The sequence below is a fragment of the Paracandidimonas lactea genome (assembly GCF_021653995.1).
GTDB lineage: Bacteria > Pseudomonadota > Gammaproteobacteria > Burkholderiales > Burkholderiaceae_B > Allopusillimonas > Allopusillimonas lactea.
The window spans coordinates 1-18,925 of sequence record NZ_JAJJOZ010000010.1 but is presented as its reverse complement, the minus strand read 5'-3'; the positions used below and the strand labels follow the sequence as shown (position 1 = coordinate 18,925).

The following is an 18,925-nucleotide window of genomic DNA, read 5'->3' as shown; positions in this document are numbered from 1 at the left end:
CAAGAACACCCATCAGTTCCGGCCCTGCGCGCTCTATCTCATTCAACCTCACATTGGCAAGTCGAGGGTTTGGCGCCAGCGAAAACCTTGCTCACCCGCTGCTTATGCTTTGTTGAACTATGTCTGCTCGGTCGCGCGCTCGTGTGCCATCGCAGCCTCTGCCAGTCGCAGCACCTCCGCTTCGGCTGCCTTGCGTTCGCTGTAGCGATCGACCAGGTAGTCAGAACGACCGCGCACAAGCAGGGTGAACTTCACCAGTTCCTCCATTACGTCCACGACGCGTTCGTAATAGGCCGACGGCTTCATGCGGCCTGCCTCGTCGAACTCCTGGAACGCCTTGGCTACCGACGACTGATTCGGAATCGTCACCATGCGCATCCAGCGGCCCAGCACGCGCAAGGCATTCACAGCATTGAACGACTGCGAACCACCGCTGACTTGCATGACGGCCAGCGTACGTCCCTGCGTTGGCCGGACGCTGCCGACTTCGAGCGGCAGCCAGTCGATCTGGCTCTTGAAGATGCCGGTGATCGTGCCATGGCGCTCGGGGCTGCACCATACCTGCCCCTCTGACCACTGTGACAGCGCGCGCAGCTCGGCCACCTTGGGGTGGTCGGCCGGCACGCTGTCGGGCGGCGGCAGTCCATGGGGATCAAAGATGCGGGTTTCGGCGCCCAAGCGCTGCAGGATACGGGCAGCCTCTTCGACCAGAAGCCGGCTGTACGACCGTTCGCGCAGCGAGCCGTAGAGCAACAAAATGCGCGGAGGATGATCGGCATCGATCGGGACACCCAGCTTTTCATGGGTGGGGATATCGAAAAGAGACTCGTCCAGAGCAGGCAGAGTGGTGTCGTGCAGCGAGGTGAATTGTTTCATGATAAATGTTCCAAGCGTGCGGGTTCAGCGTACACGTTTTCCGTGTTCGTCTATGACCACTTCGCCATCCTCTTTGCTGAACGGGCCACGTTGAGGCTGCTCGAGGATATCGAGCACCAGCTCGGATGGCCGGCACAGGCGCGCGCCCTTTGGCGTCACGACGAAGGGTCGGTTGATGAGAATGGGATGCGCCAGCATGGCGTCGAGAAGAGCATCCTCAGTCAACGATGTGTCATCCAAGCCGAGCTCTTGGTAAGGCGTACCTTTCTCGCGCAGCGCTTGGCGTACCGCCAGACCCGCACGGTCGATCAGTGACCTGAGCGTGTCGCGGTCTGGTGGGGTGGCCAGATACTCGATCACCTGCGGCTCGATGCCGGCATTGCGGATCAGTGCAAGCGTATTGCGCGAGGTTCCGCATTTGGGGTTGTGATAGATGATGACATCGCTCATTGCGAGACTCCTTGTGGTTGAAGATGGCTGTCGATCGACAGCCTCGCCCCGATTTCCTGTGCAGTGCTGCGTGCCGAACGCATGACACCAATCAGAGTGGCAGAAGCAAAGCCAGTCCAGTCGCCGTAGCCCACCAGCCATAATCCTGGCTCGGCCACTGCGCGAGTGCCGTCGACGGCGATTCTGCCATCGGCGCCCAGCACTCCGAGCGGGCTCAGGTACCCGAGGGCCGGCAAAAAGCCAGTGCACCAGATAACGGCATCGACATCCGTTTGCCTGCCATCGGGCCATACGACACCAGTTGGCGTAAAGCTTGCGAAGGGCCGGACGGATTGCAAGGCGCCTCGCTGACGCGCTGCAGCCACTGGACGCACCATCACGATGTCTCCGAAGCTTGCGCTCCGTTCGGGTGCAGGCAAGCCTTGCTGCATGGCCTGCCAGCGCGCGGTGGCTTGCTCGAACAGTACGCGCCCGTCCACCTCTTCCGGTAAGAAGACCGGGTCGGAAGGCGTCACCCAGGTAGCCTGCGCCACGCCCGCCATCTCGGCCATGATCTGCGCACCGGAATTGCCGCCGCCCACCACGTGCACGCGTTGCCCGGCAAAAGCATGTGGGCGCCGATAGTGCGCCGAATGGATCTGCGCACCCGAAAAACTGTCCTGGCCGGGATAGGCAGGCACGTAGGGATGACGCCAGGTGCCGGTGGCGCTGACGACTGCGCGCGAGCGCCACGTACGGCGATCATCGGCCTCGACCAGGAAAAAGCTGTCATCACGCTGAACAGTCCGCACCCAGACCGGCCGCACGATAGGCAGTTCATAGCGCGCCTCGTAACGCGCCAGGTAGTCGATGACGTGGTCGCGCGAGGGATAGCCGTCGGTAGACGGCATGGGCCAGCCCGGCAGTGAACTCCATTGTGCCGGTGAGAACAATGTCAGCGAGTCCCAGCCATGCCGCCACGCCGCGCCCGGCCCTTCTTCGGCATCCAGCAGCACGAAGGACAGCCCGGTGCGGCGCAGGAAGTAGGCGGTGGCCAGTGCTGCCTGCCCACTGCCTACGATCACGACGTCGATGTCGTGCATGCCTTGCCATGCAGGGGCGCTGTGGAGGTGAAGTAACGTCTGCCGAGCCACAATGCTACATGCACCAGGGCGATCAGCACCGGCACCTCGACCAGCGGCCCGATGACCGTGGCAAACGCCACCGGGGACGCCAGGCCGAATGCCGCGATGGCTACGGCGATGGCAAGCTCGAAATTGTTGCTCGCTGCAGTGAAGGCAAGCGCCGTGGTGCGCGGATAGTCGGTCTCGATGAGCTTGCCCATCATGAAGCTGACGACGAACATGATCACGAAGTACAGTGCGAGGGGCACGGCGATTCGCAGCGCATCCTGCGGCAGCTCGACCACCGAGCCGCCCTTCAGACTGAACATGGCCACGATGGTGAACAACAACGCAATCAGCGTGATCGGGCTGATGCGCGGGATGAAGGTATCGTTGTACCAGGCTTCGCCGCGCGCCCTGACCAGAAAGCGCCGGGTCAGGTACCCCGCCAGGAAAGGAATGCCCAGATAGACCAGAACGGCTTTCGCAATGGTCCAGAAGCTGACGTCCAGCACGCTGCTCTGCAAGCCGAAGACCGGTGGCAGCACATCGAGGAAGAACCAGGCGTAGACGCTGAAGAAGACGATCTGGAAAATCGAGTTGAACGCCACCAGTGCCGCCACATACTGGTTGCTGCCGCAGGCAAGCTGGTTCCACACCAGCACCATGGCAATACAGCGCGCCAGGCCGATCAGGATAAGCCCTGTCATGTAGGCGGGGTAGTCGTGCAGAAAGTACGCCGCTAGCGCGAACATCAGGATCGGCCCGATCACCCAGTTCTGTACCAGCGAGAGCGCAAGAACCTTCTTGTCCTGGAACACCAGGGGAAGCTCCTCGTAACGCACCTTCGCAAGCGGCGGATACATCATCAGTATCAGGCCGATGGCAATGGGAATGTTGGTCGTGCCGACGGAAAGGCTCTCTAGCCATTGCGGCAGTCCGTCGAAGATGGTGCCAAGAAGCACCCCCAGCGCCATGGCGGCGAAGATCCAGAGCGTTAGATAGCGGTCGAGAAAGGATAGGCGTCGGGTTTGCACGGGAATTCCTGCGTTAGTCTTTGGGTAGCTGGCCGATTTGGTTTACTTCGCGCTTGGTGGCGTTGTGATCGAGCTTGTCGATAGGCAAGGCGCAAAAGAGCTGCACGCGGGTGGAAATCTGGCGGCACACCTTGGCAAACGCGTGACGTTTTTCCTCGTCGGTGCCCCCCGCCTTTGCCGGATCCTCAAATCCCCAGTGAGCCGTAATCGGGTAACCAGGCCATACCGGGCAAACTTCACCTGCCGCGTTATCGCAAACGGTAATGACGAAGTCCATGTGCGGGGCATCGGGCCCGGCAAACTCATCCCAGCTCTTGCTGCGCAGACCATCAGTGGGGTATCCCGCCTGCCTGGCCTGCTCAATGGCAAAGGGGTTCACGGCGCCAGCAGGGTGACTACCGGCACTGTAGGCACGGAACCGTCTCTTACCGATGGTGTTGATCAGCGCCTCGGCCATGATGCTTCGCGCGGAATTTCCCGTGCACAACACTAGGACGTTATAGATTTTGTCGTTCATCTGACTGACTCTCAGTGGGATCGCAGGCTGGTACGCACGAAATACCGTCGCAGCAGTTCTCTGCGAGGTATCCCAGCACGGCATTCATGGTGGGATAGTTGGCGCTATAGATCACGAAGCGGCTCTCCTGACGCGAGGACACCAGCCCTGCATGGGAAAGCTCCTTCAGGTGAAAGGACAGCGATGAGGGAGGGATATGGGCAAGTTCGGCAATGCGCCCAGCCGGAAGGCCTTCTGGCCCGGCCTGTACCAGCAATCGGTAAACAGCCAGCCTCGATTCCTGGGCAAGCGCCGACAACACCCGGATGATGTCTTTGGATTCCATATTTTCATTATCGTCGAAATATGGAATCTAAACAAGTATCATCCGTCAAGCGACGCATCATCGAGCGCTGCCGTCGCGGTGAAAGCAGCGTTGGCGCCCCTACTAGCTCATCAAATCACGAAGAGTGGCAGTGACAGCTGGCGTGACCAGTCCTAACAACAAGGCAGGCTTTGTGCGCATTCTTTTACCTACTCTCTCGCCCGCCCCTGTTCGCTTGATCAGCGTGCTCGGCCTCACCCAGATACTCGCCTGGGGCAGCACGTTTTACTTGCCTGCTGTACTAGCCGCGCCGATTGCACGTGAAAGCGGATGGTCACTTGGTAGCGTAGTCGCAGGGCTTTCCTGGGGGCTGCTGGTGGCCGGTTTCAGCGCGCCCCGCGCGGGCCGGCTAATCGATCGATTCGGTGGCCGTCCCGTATTAGCCACCAGCTCTCTACTGCTGGCAGCAGGACTGGCCCTGATGGGCTTGGCGCCAAGCCTGCTTGTTTACTTCCTCGCATGGACCATCCTGGGAACGGCCATGGCCAGCGGCTTGTATGACGCCGCCTTTTCCACGCTGGGACGGCTGTTTGGGGATAACTCTCGCACTGCCATGACAGGCGTGACGCTGATGGGCGGCTTTGCCAGTACGGTGGCCTGGCCGGCCATCACGGGCCTGGAGGCTGAACTGGGTTGGCGCGATACCTGCTTGGCGCTGGCTGGTGTGCATTTGGCGGTAGGGTTGCCGCTGTATTTACTGTTGATCCCTCGCGAGCAGCAGCGCAATAGCGAAGTCGAGCCCACAAAACAAGCTGAACAGCCGGCCGAGGTGATCAAGGAAGCCAGATACCTTTTCGTGCTAGTCGCCATCCTTTTCACATTGCAGTCATCCGTTATGTCCAGCCTTTCCGTGCATCTGCTCGATGCCCTTGGCCAGCTCGGCTTTGCTGCGCCTGTGGCATTGGCCGTCGGCATGATGATCGGCCCATCACAGGTGGTCGCCAGACTGTTGGAGTTTTCCCTTTGGCGATCGCTTCATCCGACATGGTCCGCGCGTGGTGCCGTGTTGCTCTGCTTTCTCGGCCTCGCCCTCCTGGCTGCGGCGGACCTTGCTCTGGCGTTTGTTGCAACGGCTCTATATGGCGCAGGCAATGGCCTTCTTACCATCGTGCGCGGCACGCTTCCACTAGTCCTTTTCGGGCCTCAAGGATATGGCACCCGTATGGGCCTACTGGCGCGCCCCATGCTTTTTGCCCAAGCCATTGCTCCTCTGATGATGGCGATGCTGCTCAGCGAACTGCGGCCGACGATCCTGTTGACCACACTCACCACCTTGGCGTTAGTCGGGGTAGTGGTGACGTGGCGCTTGCCCATAGGTCGTCATGAATCTGCACATAAGACCTGATGGAATGCGCTCAGCCAATGGAGTTCATCCTGACGGAGATCCTCCTAAAAAGCGGATTCTTGCCAACTGCGCCTGCAAAACCGGCATGCACCCTGGTACAGGTCAATTAGAAACCGCCTTTATCCTCAAGGTATAATGCCGCTATGCACAACAGTCTTTCCTCATCCGTCCGAGATGTCGCCCCTGCGTGGGCGGGATTGTCCGTGCCTCTTTCTCGAGCAAACATCGCCCGCCAAGCGGATCATGCCATTTACAAGGCAGCTCGGCAACGACTGAGTCCGCCCTAAGTCGGTAGTTTCGTTTGCGTTCCAGCACCAAGCGCTGCTGGTTCGACCTTCGTCTTCCCCAATATTTCCGACTTATGTCGGCTCTGCTGCACGCTTGCGGCAGAGCGATGCTTTTTCTTGTGCCCATGCTAACTAAATCCCTGCACCAGGACTGGTTTTCCAATGTCCGTGGCGACCTGCTCGCCGGTATCGTCGTCGCGCTCGCGCTGATCCCTGAAGCCATCGCGTTTTCCATCATCGCCGGCGTAGATCCCAAAGTGGGTCTGTATGCCTCCTTCTGTATTGCAGTTGTCATCGCTTTTGCTGGCGGCCGGCCGGGCATGATCTCGGCTGCCACCGGTGCCATGGCGCTTCTGATGGTCACACTGGTCAAGGAGCACGGCCTGCAGTATCTGTTGGCCGCGACCCTTTTGACTGGCGTGTTCCAGATTCTGGCCGGTGTACTGAAGCTGGGCGGCCTGATGCGTTTCGTATCGCGCTCGGTCGTCACCGGTTTCGTCAATGCGCTGGCCATCCTTATCTTCATGGCCCAGCTTCCCGAGCTGACCAATGTCACCTGGGTGGTCTATGCCATGACCGCCGCAGGCCTGGGCATCATCTACCTTTTCCCCTACCTCACGAAATCTGTCCCCTCTCCTCTCGTCTGCATCGTGTTGCTCACCGCAATCGCAATGATGCTGGACCTGGATATTCGTACTGTGGGAGATATGGGTGAGCTGCCAGACAGCCTGCCGGTTTTCCTGCTGCCGCAGGTGCCGTTGAACTGGGAAACGCTAGCCATCATCTTCCCGTACTCGCTGACCCTGGCAATCGTCGGTTTGCTCGAGTCCATGATGACCGCCACCATCGTGGACGACCTGACTGACACGCCGAGTAACAAGAACCGGGAATGCGCCGGCCAAGGCGTCGCCAACATTGCCTCCGGTCTGCTGGGCGGCATGGCGGGATGCGCCATGATCGGGCAGTCGGTCATCAACGTTAAATCCGGCGGCCGCGGCAGGCTCTCCACGCTGGCGGCCGGCGTAATTCTGCTGATTATGGTGGTGTTCCTTGGGCCGTGGGTAAAACAAATCCCCATGGCTGCACTGGTGGCCGTGATGATCATGGTGTCCATCGGCACCTTCAGTTGGGAATCTATCCGTAATCTGCGCGCTCACCCCAAGAGCTCCAGCATCGTCATGGTGGCAACCGTCATCGTGGTCGTTGCGACGCATGACCTGGCCAAGGGTGTTTTCGTGGGTGTGCTGCTTAGCGCCCTCTTCTTCGCCACCAAGGTCAGCCGGCTGTTTCAGGTCAAGTCCGAGCTCGTGGACGAGGGCAAATGTCGCAACTACGTGGTGTCTGGTCAGGTTTTCTTTGCCTCTGCAGACAGGTTCGTATCGGCGTTCGATTTCAAGGAAGCCGTCGATCGCATCACGATCGATGTGAGCCGCGCGCATTTCTGGGACATCACCGCAATCAATGCGCTGGACAAGATTGTTTTGAAGTTCCGGAGGGACGCCACCACCGTTGACATCATCGGCATGAACGAGGCCAGCGCAACTCTGGTCGACCGATATGCCGTTCATGACAAAGCCGGCGCTGACCACGACCTGGCCGCACACTAAGGAGACACCATGAACAACGTGATTGCTTGTATTGACGGCGCGAGCTACACCGAGAGCGTCTGCGACTATGCGACCTGGGCGGCAAAGAGGCTGGGTACTCCGCTTGAATTCCTTCATGTGCTGGTTCGTCAGGACGATGCGAAGGTCGATGCGAGCGGCAGTATCGGGCTGGGCGCCCAAGAATCCCTTCTGCAGGAATTGTCCGATCTGGATGAGCGTCGCAGCATCATTGCGCGGGAACATGGCCGGCAACTGCTGGAAGGCGCCAAGCAGCGGTGCATAGCAGCCGGTACACAACAGGTCAGCGCACGCCAGCGTCATGGAGAACTCATCGAAACGCTGGTCGAGATCGAGGCAGACACTCGTCTGTATGTACTCGGTCAGCACGATCATGAGGCGAAGCCCAAGCGCTTTTTATTGGATCACAACCTGGAGAGTGCAGTGCGCACGCTGCACCGCCCGATCCTGGTAGCCAATTCAAAATTCGGTGAGCCCCAACGCTTCATGATTGCCTTTGACGGCAGCGCGACAGGCCGCAAAACAGTCGAGATGGTGGCAGACAGCCCGCTGTTGCGCGGCTTGGAGTGCCATGTCGTGACGGTAGGCAATGCCGTGGAAGCGCTGCGCTGGGCCTCTGAGAGATTGGATGGGGCGGGGTTCCAAGTGACATCTCACCAGCTTGACGGAGAGCCAGCCAATGCATTGGCTGACTATGCGCAGCAGCAGAGCATCAATATGATGATCATGGGTGCCTACGGGCATTCGAGGATCCGGCACTTGGTTGTGGGTAGCACTACCACGGCCATTTTGCGGCAAAGCAAAGTGCCTGTACTGATCCTTCGTTGAGCGAAAACCCAGACAATCTGCCGCCTCACTGAGGTAGGAGTTTCTCCGACGTAGCCCTCTGGTAGCTCTATTGCTGCCATCCTGTAAATTCATAGCAGCCTGCATGCAGTCAACGTGTATTGCCCAAGCAGTCTTCATGCTGTCAAAGTACAGAATGAAGGCTGCCGGTCTGTAGTCATGGTGTTGTGGCCATAGGGGCACTACGCTGTCTACGCGCCAAAAGGCCACAGACGTGGTCGCAATCCTGCCTGCCAAATCAAAGTCTTACGCCGGTTTGTTGCTCTGTCTGTCCGACGACGGCGCAAGCGGCCGCTTGCCCGCAAACGATTGATCCATAAACCCTTTTCCCACCCCGCCAGGGGTGCGTCATGTGTGGGACTTTTAAGGCCACAAATGAGCGCAGGCGAGTTTGGGGACGGAAAGTCCCAGCCAGACCGGGAGCCGGGCTGGCATCGTCATCGGACAGGGGCCCAGGCGCAGCCTGGGAACTGCACGACATCAGCAGCGTATGCTGCGCTGACATGCATTCCAAGTCCATGAGCACCGCAGCCTACGAACCAGCGTACATTGCACGCAAGTCGTAAACGCGCCAGAATTCCTTCATGTGTAATCGCTACGTGACGCCGGATCAAGCTGCCGTTGAACGCTATTGGCATATAGGACGCCAGAACCCACCCAAGCTGTGGGGGCCGCAAGTGCATCCCCGCGGGCTGGGGCCGTTCATCCGTGCAAGCGAACATGGGAAAGAACTGGCGGTGGGTCAGTGGGCGCTGATTCCACCCTTCGCCAATAGCCCCAAGGTGGCCTACTCCACCAACAATGCGCGTGCAGAAGAACTCGCCCAGAAGCCCACCTTTCGGCGAGCATGGGCGCGCGGCCAGCGCTGCATTATTCCAGCTGAATCGTTCGATGAACCCTGTTGGGAAAGCGGCAGTAATGTATGGTGGCGGTTCCGGCGAACTGACGGCGCACCGTGGGGCCTAGCCGGTCTGTGGAATACCTGGGCGAGCAGGGAAACGGGCGAGGTCGTCGAAAGCTACACCATGCTCACGCTCAACGCTGACGCTCACCCCCTTATGAACAGGATGCACAAGCCGGATCCCAGCAAACCGCCGCATGCACAGGACAAGCGCTCGGTGATTCCGATTGCGCTTTCCGATGTCGATCAATGGCTGAACGGCAGCCAGGAAGAGGCAGCAGCGCTTTTTGTGCTGCCGCCACCGGGGGCATTTGGTGCCAAACCCTTGGAATCTCCCCGGCAGTCCAGCTTGGTATAGCGGACCGGCATGGCCGCAGGCCTTGCGCTGTGCCAGACGGATGAAGGCCCGGCGAATGCCGGGCCTTCCGTATTATTTGACAGGCGGGTATTGCCCCGCTCGTCCTTAGTAGCCGGTCAGAACGGAATATCCGCCCCTTCATCCTCTGCCGGCGCAGCAGTGGCAGCCTTCGCCTTCCCGTCGCGTCCTTTTGTGCGGCTTGCCGGTGCGGCCTGGGGGGCTTCGTCCTGTCCGTTATCGCGGCTGCCCAGCATCTGCATCTGGTCAGCGATGATTTCCGTGCTGTAACGGTCTGCGCCAGTTTGCGTATCCTGCCATTTGCGGGTTTTGAGCCGCCCTTCTACAAACACCGTGCGGCCTTTGCGCAGGTACTCGCCCGCAATTTCAGCCAGGCGGCCATAGAAAACGACGCGGTGCCATTCGGTTTCCTCGCGGCGCTCGCCGCTGGTCTTGTCCTTCCATTGGTTCGTGGTGGCAATTGACACGTTGCACACGGCGGCACCGTCTGCGGTGTAGCGGATTTCGGGGTCTTTGCCCAGGTTGCCAATCAGGGTTACGCGGTTCAAGGATGCCATGGTGATATCTCCCGTTAGGTCGGAGTGAAGCCCCGGGCGCTCTTTCGCCCGGAGCGAAAGGGGTTATTGCTGCGTGGCTGCTTCGTCAAGAAAACGGATAACGTCGCGCGCGGCCCATTGGGCGTTACCGGTCAACTGCCGCACCCAGGCGCTGCGCGTCGGACTCCAGCGGAAACCGTGGCGCTTCAGCACGTTGCGTGTGTCTTTTTCCGGCTTGGCGTCAAACAAAAACATGGCGCGGTTTTCCTGCGGATCCTCGCGGTAGGTGTAGCCGTCGCCGCTGCGTTCGGTTTCGGGGCGCTCTGCCACCTTTTCCAGTGCCTTGATGCGTTCGGCAATGCGGCGAATGTTGGCGTTGTTGTTCTGCAGTTGGTAGGGTGCAAAACCTGTGCGGCCGGCATAGTCGGGGGTCAGCAGGTTGCGGGCGTTTTCTTCACTGATCAAACCGGTAGCCACCAGCGCGGCGATGCGGGCGCCCATGTCTGCCTTGGCATGACGGCGAACAATGGCGTTCAGCTTCTTCATGGTGTCCTGGGCGACCTGCAGCTTCAACATCTTGGCCTTGAGCTTTTCGATTGCGTCCGGGTCGTCGCTGGATATCCCGCCCTTGCCCACCCCTGCGGCCTTGTCTGCGTAGTGTTCGGCCTGCTTGTGCAATTCAAAGGATTTTTCATAGCCGCCACTGATACGCGCGCGATAACGGCGGTCGGCACCTTCGGAGTGATGGCCCACCAGAATCGGCTGGCCAAATGGGATGGCCTGCGCCATGTTCCATGCTTGCTCATGGGCAGCGTCGGACTGCTGCCGCGCCTGCGCTGCGCGCGCCTCATACCTTGCCTTACGTGCTGCCTGCTTCGCTTCATAGGTATTCATGGTCATTCTCCAGATGAGGGTTTGCTTTTTCAGCTGACCGGATTCGAAGATTCTTGAGCCGGGACGTAGATCCGCCGTTTGGGGTCTACGCTGGCTCTCCGGTCTTTGCCGCCGTCTTTCGTGAGTTCCGTCGCCGTGCCGATCTGGATCATGTAGCGCCGACCGGAAAGGGGCAGGCACGGAAGCCGCAGCCTGGAGCGAAGCGGAAGGACCGGGTGAGTACCCGGCGAAGCGAACTCCTTGGAGTAAGAAGCGTAGTGATACACGTCGGTGTGTTTGGCGACGGAACTCACGGAAGACGGAAAAGCGGCCCAGCCGAAGCGATGACCCCGGACGGCAGCCGCGCGGCGAGCGCCCGCAGCCCCTTTTTCTGGGGCTCCAACTTGGCCGCAGGCCGCCTACCCTCTTCCCTTGCCGACCGGCACCAAGCAACAAGGCTGATCGGGACACCATGACCCGGTCAGCCTTGTCTGTTATCTGTTATGTTTGTTCTTCCTCTTCAGCCCCCGCTGTGCGGCACCGGCGCACAGCGGGGGCTGAACCATTCGGCTCTCGACATGGCTTCCCTCATGATCGCCAGATCATGCTTATTACCGATTTCCGTACAGACAAGAAAGGGCGGCACAACCGCCGCCCTACCCGTCATTTCTACATTTGCCCACGTTCCGCCAGTGAAGTGGTTTCCGTCGCGGTCACAATAACGTGATCAAGGAAACGCACGTCAATCAGCGTCAATGCTTGCTTTAGATGCTTCGTGAGATTCAGATCGGCCATGCTGGGTTCCGGCGATCCCGACGGATGGTTATGCGCCATGATCAAAGCGGCGGCGTTCAACCGTAGCGCCGTTTTGACGATTTCGCGAGGGTATACGCTCGCCTGATTCAGCGTGCCTGATCCGTGCTCGATGTAGCGAACCGGTTTAAATCGTGAATCGAGGTACAAAAATGCCGCGCACTCATGCCCCAGACCTGCCAACTTGGATTGAAAAAACGCCCTCACCTTGGTCGGCTGATCCAGCGGCGAAGAGCGAGAAATAAGGCTTTCCGCTGCCGCTCGGCCGGCGGCAAGAATCTGCTCGTCGCTGGCCGGCTTGTAGCGGCCGGCAGGACTGCGCACGTACAAAGCGTGCTCGTTGTTCATGTTGTCATAGCTCAGCGCGGCGATGCTGTTGTTCATGTGTGCTTTCTCCTTTCAGGTTTGCCCGGCTACCGGGGCCGAAGATTCCGAGCCTTCTGTAGGTTTTTGCGGTGTCCGCAGTACTACGTCTGGCCCGGAGTGCCACCGTTGCCGTGAGTTCGTCGCCTTGCCGCGCTGGATCAAGGAACGACGACCGGAAAGGGGCAGGCACGCAAGCCGCAGCCCGAAGAGAAGCGAAGGGAACGGGTGAGTACCAGGCGAAGCGCACCCCTTGCAGAAGGAGTGCAGTGATACTGTCGGCGTTTTAGGAGACGCACTCAGGGCAATGGCTGCCCTGGCGATGGAGAAAAACTGCGGATACCGGCCGCGCGGCGAGCGCCGCTACCGCCTATGGGCGGTCTCGCTCTTTTTCTATTCGGGGGGTCGCAAGCGTGCGAGCACGTTTGCCCTTGACGGCGAAAACGCTGTGAATTAGTTGAGCGACGCAGCTGACTAGGCGACCCGACTCTTCCAATCTGGTCGTCTTTCGCCAATTTCTGCCAGGACCGACCTGCAGCGAAGTTGGCATGGTACTGCGTCCGAAAACGTCTGCCGCCGAAGCGCGGTTCCAATTTCACCGATATGAGTTGCGAATTGCATGCATTGCAGAGCGCTTCGACAAGCAATTCGCCCGAGCTGTTGTCGATGCTCGCCAGGGCAAGGAAGGGTTAGCGCTTCGCACGCTCTTGTCGACGCCGTTTGCTTTTATTCTTCGACGGCATAGGTGGCGGCATGTTTCGTCTGATCTGTTCATTGCGCAGTCGCTCCTGCGTAACGGCACTTGCCGCACGTCTCTTTACGATAAGGCGGGAAATAGCAAAAGCGATCGCAAATGCGACCACCAGTATGATGCCGCTGGACAAACTTATCACTCAATACTCCACAGGCGCCAAGGCACCCAATACATATGTTACGGCGATTCTAGCGATTCTCCGTCGATTCAGCCATGCAACAACATTGCAGTAGATTCGACCTCCTTCAGACACATCCTGCCCCGCTTGCTGCAGCACGCTTAAGAAAGGTTCCCCGGATCGCTGTAACGGGCATCCCAGGCGGTCTGGTCGACCGGCAGCATGCTGAGCCGAACTGGCGGTGATAACGCTCTTCGCTCATCGCTAATGCTTAGCTAATGGCTGTAGCGAAAATCGGCGTTTTTTAAACATGACAAGAATGGTCGCCAAGAGCACGCAAGATCCCGCACGTCGCAGTGGGTGCCGCGCTTGCGCACTTCTGGCGCAAAGCGATGAGGTGCCGCTTTAGTTGCAGTAGTTCTGCGACGCGTACCTCCACGGCGTGGATATGGTCATCCAACAAGGTATTTACGTCGCCGCAATCTTCATTGGGAAAATCCCTGTGCTTAAGCAACGTCCGCACTTCGTCCAGCGTCATATCGAGCGTACGACAGTGTCGAATGAATCGTAGGCGTTCAATGTGCTCTTCGCTATATAAACGATAATTGCCGTTGCTACGAGAAGGTTCGGGCAGCAGCCCCTCCTTTTCATAATACCGAATGGTTTCCACCGTAGATTCTGTACGTTTGGCAAGCTCGCCGATTTTGATTGGCATGATGATCCTATCAATCGAAAACATTATAGCTACTATAGACTTTTGCCACAGAGAAATCAAGATGATCGGATTGGGACTAGTCTTCTCCTAGCGCTTGACTCTGAAGCCGCTTGAGGGTTTCTAATGATGCCATTCAAAGGAGAAATTCTCATGCAGTTTCATATCGAAGGCATGACATGCGGCGGTTGCGCGGGGAAGGTCGTCAAAGCGATCCACCTGGTGGATCCGAACGCGCAAGTCATCACAGACCCGCCCACGCGCAGCGTGCAAGTCGCCTCGTCGGCCACAAGAGCACAGCTCGAAGCTGCTTTGTGCCAGGCGGGTTACACGCCTCGTGGAAGCAATGCTCCAACCGCCAAGAGCGTGGCCTCCGATCTCGGCCAGGAAATGCCTCTGAGTGTCTCCATGCAGGTAGAAGGCATGGATTGCGCAAGTTGCGTCGGCAAGATTGAAACGGCTCTGGCACGCATGCCCGGCGTTTCTGATATTCGGCTGAACTTCGCCACAGAGAAGCTTGAACTGACGCTCGCACCCGATTCGGCCACACAGATCAGCAGTATCGAAAAAACCATCAAGAGTCTCGGCTTTGGCGTATCGGCCAGCACAAGCCAAAAGACTGCGTCGGATATCGACGCCCCTCAGGACATGCCTGCGGGCGTGTCCATGCAGGTAGAAGGCATGGACTGTGCAAGTTGTGTCAGTAAAATTGAAACGGCTCTGGCACGCATGCCTGGCGTTTCTGATATTCGGCTGAATTTCGCCACAGAAAAGTTGGAACTAACGCTCGCGCCCGATTCAACTACTCAGGTTGGCGATATCGAGAAATCCATCAAGAGCCTTGGCTTTGGCGTATCTGCCAGCACAAGCTCAAAGACTACACCGGGCGTTGATGGCGGCAATCAACCAATCGCACCCCCCAAGCGTTGGTGGCAAACCAAAAAGGGCAAACAGGTCGTCGGCCTCGGTATTTTAATGGGCGCTGCCTATGCGATGGCGCTGTTTGTTCCCGATTATGGAAGCTGGGTGTTCGCGGCAGCGGTGATTGCCGGGGTTTTTCCGTTCGCACTCAAAGCGCTTTCGCTGGCCAAAGCTGGTTCGCCCTTCTCGATTGAGACACTGATGAGCGTGGCCGCGCTTGGCGCCCTTGTCATTGGTGAAGCTGAAGAAGCGGCAGCCGTTGTCTTCCTGTTCTCCGTCGGTGAACTATTAGAAAGTATGGCGGCCGATCATGCGCGCGCCGGCATCAGAGCCTTGGCCTCATTGGTTCCAAAGACCGCCGTGTTACTCGATGCGCAAGATGGGCAGCGCGAGGTTCCCGCGGCATCGCTGCGTGTGAATGACCATGTGCTCGTGCGCCCTGGCGACCGGGTGTCCGCCGATGGTGTGATTATCCAGGGCACGTCCAGCCTTGATGAGTCGCCCGTGACCGGCGAGTCCATCCCTCTTGCGAAGGCGGCAGGTGACAGTGTGTACGCTGGTTCGATCAACGTCGAAGGGGTGCTCCGGGTCCGCGTGGAGAAAACCGCTGCCGACAATACCATTTCGCGCATCATCCAACTGGTTGAACAAGCGCAGGCATCTAAAGCGCCCACCGCTCGTTTCATTGAGCAGTTCAGCCGCTACTACACACCAGCGGTGATGGCCATTGCCGCGCTGATCGTGGTCGCTCCGCCACTGACCATGGGGGGTGACTGGGGGGAATGGCTTTATCGAGGTCTGGCGCTGCTGCTGATTGCCTGCCCGTGCGCTCTGGTGCTCTCAACACCGGCCGCTATCGCTTCAGGCCTGGCAGTGGGAACGCGCCGTGGATTGCTCATCAAGGGAGGCAACGCCCTGGAAACCATCGGACGGGTAAGTGCGATTGCTTTCGACAAGACCGGCACTCTGACCGAAGGCAAGCCGCGAGTCACCGACGTTGTCGCCTTTGCAAAAGGACACGAGGATGAAGTTCTGGCGCTCGCCGCAAGCGTAGAGGCCGGCTCCAATCACCCGCTTGCTAAAGCCATTGTGCGCCACGCGGAAACTGCGAACATCCTCATCCCCGCTGCCTCGCATGCCTCCGCTACCGCAGGTAAAGCCGTGCATGCGACTGTGGCCGGCCGCGCTCTGGCAATCGGATCGCCTGTCTACGCTTCTCAGGCCGCGGCCCTTTCGCCTGGACAACACGCATACATCGAGGCGATGCAGAATGACGGAAAGACCGTTTCGGTTCTGTTCGACGAGCAGACCCGGGAAGCGCTTGGGCTGGTGGCGCTACGAGACGAGTCAAGGGACGACGCGCAAGAAGGCGTGGCCCAGCTCAAGGCGATGGGCGTGCGCTCTGTCATGCTCACCGGCGACAACCGCCGTACCGCCCAAGCCATCGCTGGCCATTTGGGCATGGAATGGGAAGCGGAACTCTTGCCTGAGGACAAGCTGCGCCTGATTGATGAGATGAAGCACAGCGTCAAGGTAGCCATGGTGGGTGATGGCATCAACGATGCGCCAGCGCTGGCAACGGCGGATGTCGGCATCGCGATGGGCGGCGGCACCGACGTGGCGATCGAAACGGCCGACGCAGCGCTGCTGAAAAGTCGTGTCACAGACGTGGCCCACCTGGTTGCACTTTCGCGCGCGACCATGGCGAACATTCATCAGAACGTGATTTTCGCGCTCGGTTTGAAGGGTGTGTTCCTGGTCACCACGGTGCTGGGCTTCACTGGTTTGTGGGTTGCAGTGTTGGCCGACACAGGCGCCACAGCGATTGTCACACTCAATGCGTTGCGTCTGCTGCGCTTCAAGGGGGCAAAAGCGGCGAGTAATGTTGGTGAAAAAGGTCAGGCAATTCGCCCACTGGCTCCGATGCAGATCCGTTAATTCATTCACTGAAGAGGATTGCTGGCAAGAAACGGGGCTAGCGGCGGCAAGAAAGACTGAGGTCCCTTAGATCAGTATTACACCAGCATTAATAAGCGTGCTACGAATGGCTATTAAGCGACGGCGTCGGCAGCAAGCCTTCACGCACGTAATAGCGAATCCTGTTCTGACGCATGTGCTCCAGCCACCTGGGGGGGCTGCCTACAGGTAACACTAGGGATGCGAACGTGACCGCATTCCAGCAAATGTCGGTACCGATCGGGCTCAAATACTGGAGAACTAATATGATGAATAAGCTCGTTCAATCTAGTGCACGCTTTCCGTTTCGTGCGCATCCTTTGCGCTGGTGGTCGATTGCCATGGCGGTACTGGGACTGGATGTCGCCTCCAAGGCCGCCATATCCATGCTCATGCCTTATGGGAAGTCTATTCCGCTGACCGGCTTCTTCAACCTAACGCACGTTTGGAATACCGGTGCCGCATTCAGCGTTCTAGCCGACGCCGGGGGCTGGCAGCGATATCCCCTCATCGCGCTCGCGTTCGGCATCTCGATTTGGCTGATCCTCGAACTGCGAAAGCCGCTGCCATCGTTGGAGGCATGGGCGTACAGCGCGATTCTGGGCGGCGCGCTCGGCAATGCCGTCGATCGCTTGTTGCGCGGTCATGTCGTTGATTATCTCGACTTTCAAGTCGCCAGTTGGCATTGGCCGGCTTTCAATATTGCGGATATCGGTATCGTGAGCGGCGCAGCGCTGCTCTTGTGGGCAAGCCTACGCCAAACTGGTGATGCAATGAAGGAGAACCCAAGTGGGTAGCCTTGTGCTCCGTCGCTATGCGGCGCTGTGGCAGTGCCTTATGTCTAGCATGGCCGGCCCGTTCATCATGCTTGCCTACATCGGCAAAGGGTGCGGGCTTGCTCGAAAAAGTGTCCTAGAAGGTCGCCGAGCCAGCGTTGGCGGAGCAAGCGCTCCCGGTCAAGGCATGTCGCATCGGTGCATGGTGTATCGCGGTCGACTCTGCGGTGTCCTGGCTATTACATATACAAGGCTCCCCTATCCATGGCGTTTAAGGATGCACCGGGCGTATGCATCGTGCGCGATAAATATCCGCCGATAATGACGAAGCCGACGTTTGGTTGGTCGGAAGTCTATACCAGCCGTTGCGTTGATTTCGCACTCGGATGGCCCGTCCGCTAGCCCCCAAAAACGAAATCGGTCAAGGTGGCGGCCCAGCGCTGACCGGTGTCCACGCCGCCGCTGCGACCACGTGCGGATCCAGCGTTGCTGAAAGCGATCAAGGAAGCGGCCAGCCAGTAACTAGATGGCTCCTCCATTTGTGAGACAGCAGGCCGGCCACGAAACACCATTCGAAACGGAAAAGGTAACGATGATCGACCACTATCGTTCGAGTCGTTTAGGCCCGGCGCTCAATCTGGTGAGTGCTTGGTGCGGAAAATTGTGCCAATGCGCCGCTGCCATTGCGCACGCCCCGGCCTTGTCCGGCGCCGCTGCACTGGTGATAGGCACACTCACAGTGCTCGGATATGCGCCGTTCCAGCTCTACCCGCTACCGATTTTGACGCTAGCCGCACTGTTTGGACTGGTGTTAAATCAAGCGACGCCGTGGCGTGCCGCCGTGGTGGGATTCTGCTTCGGACTCGGCCTTTTTGGCGTCGGCGTAAACTGGATTTATATCAGCTTGCATGTGTATGGCGGCATGTCCGGACCGCTTGCAACTATCGCTACCGCCAGTTTTTGCGGTTTTCTCGCACTGTTTCCTGCGTTGTTTGGCGCCACGGCGTGGTCTTGCCGAGATGGTGGCGTGCTGTTGCGCGGCATTGTGCTGCCCTCCTGCTGGGTTGCAGTTGAATGGTTGCGTGGTGTGATCTTTACCGGCTTTCCCTGGCTCGCCGCCGGCTACTCGCAGACACCCACGAGTCCGCTGGCCGGATATGCGCCGGTATTCGGCGTGTATGGCGTTTCTCTGGTCGTGGGAGTAAGCGCTGTGCTGTTGCTAGCCATCTTAAAGCACAGCAAAACTTCAAAACGTCGCCGTATCGCACTGCTCCTAGGTATCTGGACGGTGGGTTGGGGGGTAATCCCCCCGTATAACCGCAGTGATCGAAGGTAGAATTTCCATAACAAGGAAATTCGCAATGAAGCAATCCCGA

General features: G+C 58.8%; 17 protein-coding genes. 7 read left to right on the top strand and 10 right to left on the bottom strand.

Going from position 1 to position 18,925, the window contains the following annotated elements:
• Positions 1-117: 117 nt before the first annotated feature.
• From arsH to LOL23_RS16130, 6 genes are read right to left on the bottom strand one after another with little or no spacing between them, the layout of a single operon-like run.
• Positions 118-876 (bottom strand): arsenical resistance protein ArsH, encoded by a 759-nt coding sequence (gene arsH, locus LOL23_RS16155; RefSeq protein ID WP_237173904.1) that lies wholly within the window; start codon positions 874-876, stop codon positions 118-120.
• 24 nt (positions 877-900) lie between these two features.
• Positions 901-1,326: an arsenate reductase (glutaredoxin) gene (gene arsC / locus LOL23_RS16150; RefSeq protein ID WP_237173903.1), complete on the bottom strand. Its 426-nt coding sequence runs from the start codon at positions 1,324-1,326 to the stop codon at positions 901-903.
• Positions 1,323-2,408, bottom strand: a complete 1,086-nt coding sequence (locus tag LOL23_RS16145) for an ArsO family NAD(P)H-dependent flavin-containing monooxygenase (protein WP_237173902.1) — start codon at positions 2,406-2,408, stop codon at positions 1,323-1,325. Before LOL23_RS16145 ends, arsC begins: the two co-directional genes overlap by 4 nt.
• Positions 2,387-3,466: an ACR3 family arsenite efflux transporter gene (arsB, locus tag LOL23_RS16140; RefSeq protein WP_369414129.1), complete on the bottom strand. Its 1,080-nt coding sequence runs from the start codon at positions 3,464-3,466 to the stop codon at positions 2,387-2,389. The genes LOL23_RS16145 and arsB overlap by 22 nt, the downstream gene beginning before the upstream one ends.
• A gap of 13 nt (positions 3,467-3,479) precedes the next feature.
• Complete coding sequence (locus LOL23_RS16135) at positions 3,480-3,983, bottom strand: arsenate reductase ArsC (protein WP_237173901.1); 504 nt, start codon at positions 3,981-3,983, stop codon at positions 3,480-3,482.
• Entirely contained in the window at positions 3,964-4,308 is a 345-nt protein-coding gene (locus LOL23_RS16130; RefSeq protein WP_237173900.1) for an ArsR/SmtB family transcription factor, read from the bottom strand. Before LOL23_RS16130 ends, LOL23_RS16135 begins: the two co-directional genes overlap by 20 nt.
• A gap of 142 nt (positions 4,309-4,450) precedes the next feature.
• Here LOL23_RS16130 and LOL23_RS16125 point away from each other — a divergent pair, with 142 nt between their 5' ends.
• From LOL23_RS16125 to LOL23_RS16110, 4 genes are all read left to right on the top strand, one after another.
• The gene (locus LOL23_RS16125) at positions 4,451-5,692 is read left to right on the top strand and encodes an MFS transporter (protein ID WP_237173899.1); all 1,242 of its coding nucleotides are present in this window, start codon (positions 4,451-4,453) and stop codon (positions 5,690-5,692) included.
• A 412-nt stretch (positions 5,693-6,104) separates the two neighbouring features.
• Positions 6,105-7,586, top strand: a complete 1,482-nt coding sequence (locus tag LOL23_RS16120; RefSeq protein ID WP_237173898.1) for a SulP family inorganic anion transporter — start codon at positions 6,105-6,107, stop codon at positions 7,584-7,586.
• Positions 7,587-7,595: 9 nt separating this feature from the next.
• Positions 7,596-8,432 carry a universal stress protein gene (locus LOL23_RS16115; RefSeq protein ID WP_237173897.1) on the top strand — a complete coding sequence of 279 codons (837 nt, stop codon included), beginning with the start codon at positions 7,596-7,598 and terminating at the stop codon, positions 8,430-8,432.
• A gap of 602 nt (positions 8,433-9,034) precedes the next feature.
• Entirely contained in the window at positions 9,035-9,709 is a 675-nt protein-coding gene (locus LOL23_RS16110; protein WP_237173896.1) for an SOS response-associated peptidase, read from the top strand.
• Positions 9,710-9,825: 116 nt separating this feature from the next.
• Here the strand turns inward: LOL23_RS16110 and ssb are convergent, their stop codons facing one another.
• From ssb to cadR, 4 genes are all read right to left on the bottom strand, one after another.
• On the bottom strand, positions 9,826-10,284 hold the full coding sequence (ssb, locus tag LOL23_RS16105; protein ID WP_305072148.1) for a single-stranded DNA-binding protein: 459 nt from the start codon (positions 10,282-10,284) through the stop codon (positions 9,826-9,828).
• A gap of 63 nt (positions 10,285-10,347) precedes the next feature.
• Positions 10,348-11,157, bottom strand: a complete 810-nt coding sequence (locus tag LOL23_RS16100; RefSeq protein ID WP_237173895.1) for a DUF3560 domain-containing protein — start codon at positions 11,155-11,157, stop codon at positions 10,348-10,350.
• 648 nt (positions 11,158-11,805) lie between these two features.
• Positions 11,806-12,333, bottom strand: coding sequence for a JAB domain-containing protein (locus LOL23_RS16095; RefSeq protein ID WP_255772783.1), 528 nt, complete (start codon positions 12,331-12,333; stop codon positions 11,806-11,808).
• Between the two features lie 1,155 nt (positions 12,334-13,488).
• Entirely contained in the window at positions 13,489-13,899 is a 411-nt protein-coding gene (gene cadR / locus LOL23_RS16090) for a Cd(II)/Pb(II)-responsive transcriptional regulator (RefSeq protein WP_255772782.1), read from the bottom strand.
• Between the two features lie 150 nt (positions 13,900-14,049).
• Between cadR and LOL23_RS16085 the strand changes: the two genes are divergently transcribed.
• The 3 genes from LOL23_RS16085 (at position 14,050) to LOL23_RS16075 (ending at position 18,885) form a co-directional block, all read left to right on the top strand.
• Positions 14,050-16,755: a heavy metal translocating P-type ATPase gene (locus LOL23_RS16085; RefSeq protein WP_237173894.1), complete on the top strand. Its 2,706-nt coding sequence runs from the start codon at positions 14,050-14,052 to the stop codon at positions 16,753-16,755.
• 284 nt (positions 16,756-17,039) lie between these two features.
• Entirely contained in the window at positions 17,040-17,570 is a 531-nt protein-coding gene (gene lspA / locus LOL23_RS16080; protein ID WP_237173893.1) for a signal peptidase II, read from the top strand.
• Between the two features lie 571 nt (positions 17,571-18,141).
• Complete coding sequence (locus tag LOL23_RS16075) at positions 18,142-18,885, top strand: hypothetical protein (protein ID WP_237173892.1); 744 nt, start codon at positions 18,142-18,144, stop codon at positions 18,883-18,885.
• Positions 18,886-18,925 lie beyond the last annotated feature (40 nt).

Coding starts and splice junctions, on each gene's coding strand:
- LOL23_RS16100 (WP_237173895.1), bottom strand. CDS start 11,157: ATGAATACCTATGAAGCGAAGCAGGCAGCACGTAAGGCAAGGTATGAG.
- LOL23_RS16120 (WP_237173898.1), top strand. CDS start 6,105: ATGCTAACTAAATCCCTGCACCAGGACTGGTTTTCCAATGTCCGTGGC.
- LOL23_RS16110 (WP_237173896.1), top strand. CDS start 9,035: ATGTGTAATCGCTACGTGACGCCGGATCAAGCTGCCGTTGAACGCTAT.
- LOL23_RS16135 (WP_237173901.1), bottom strand. CDS start 3,983: ATGAACGACAAAATCTATAACGTCCTAGTGTTGTGCACGGGAAATTCC.
- LOL23_RS16095 (WP_255772783.1), bottom strand. CDS start 12,333: ATGAACAACAGCATCGCCGCGCTGAGCTATGACAACATGAACAACGAG.
- arsC (WP_237173903.1), bottom strand. CDS start 1,326: ATGAGCGATGTCATCATCTATCACAACCCCAAATGCGGAACCTCGCGC.
- lspA (WP_237173893.1), top strand. CDS start 17,040: ATGATGAATAAGCTCGTTCAATCTAGTGCACGCTTTCCGTTTCGTGCG.
- ssb (WP_305072148.1), bottom strand. CDS start 10,284: ATGGCATCCTTGAACCGCGTAACCCTGATTGGCAACCTGGGCAAAGAC.
- LOL23_RS16130 (WP_237173900.1), bottom strand. CDS start 4,308: ATGGAATCCAAAGACATCATCCGGGTGTTGTCGGCGCTTGCCCAGGAA.
- LOL23_RS16075 (WP_237173892.1), top strand. CDS start 18,142: ATGATCGACCACTATCGTTCGAGTCGTTTAGGCCCGGCGCTCAATCTG.
- LOL23_RS16085 (WP_237173894.1), top strand. CDS start 14,050: ATGCAGTTTCATATCGAAGGCATGACATGCGGCGGTTGCGCGGGGAAG.
- arsH (WP_237173904.1), bottom strand. CDS start 876: ATGAAACAATTCACCTCGCTGCACGACACCACTCTGCCTGCTCTGGAC.
- LOL23_RS16145 (WP_237173902.1), bottom strand. CDS start 2,408: ATGCACGACATCGACGTCGTGATCGTAGGCAGTGGGCAGGCAGCACTG.
- cadR (WP_255772782.1), bottom strand. CDS start 13,899: ATGCCAATCAAAATCGGCGAGCTTGCCAAACGTACAGAATCTACGGTG.
- LOL23_RS16115 (WP_237173897.1), top strand. CDS start 7,596: ATGAACAACGTGATTGCTTGTATTGACGGCGCGAGCTACACCGAGAGC.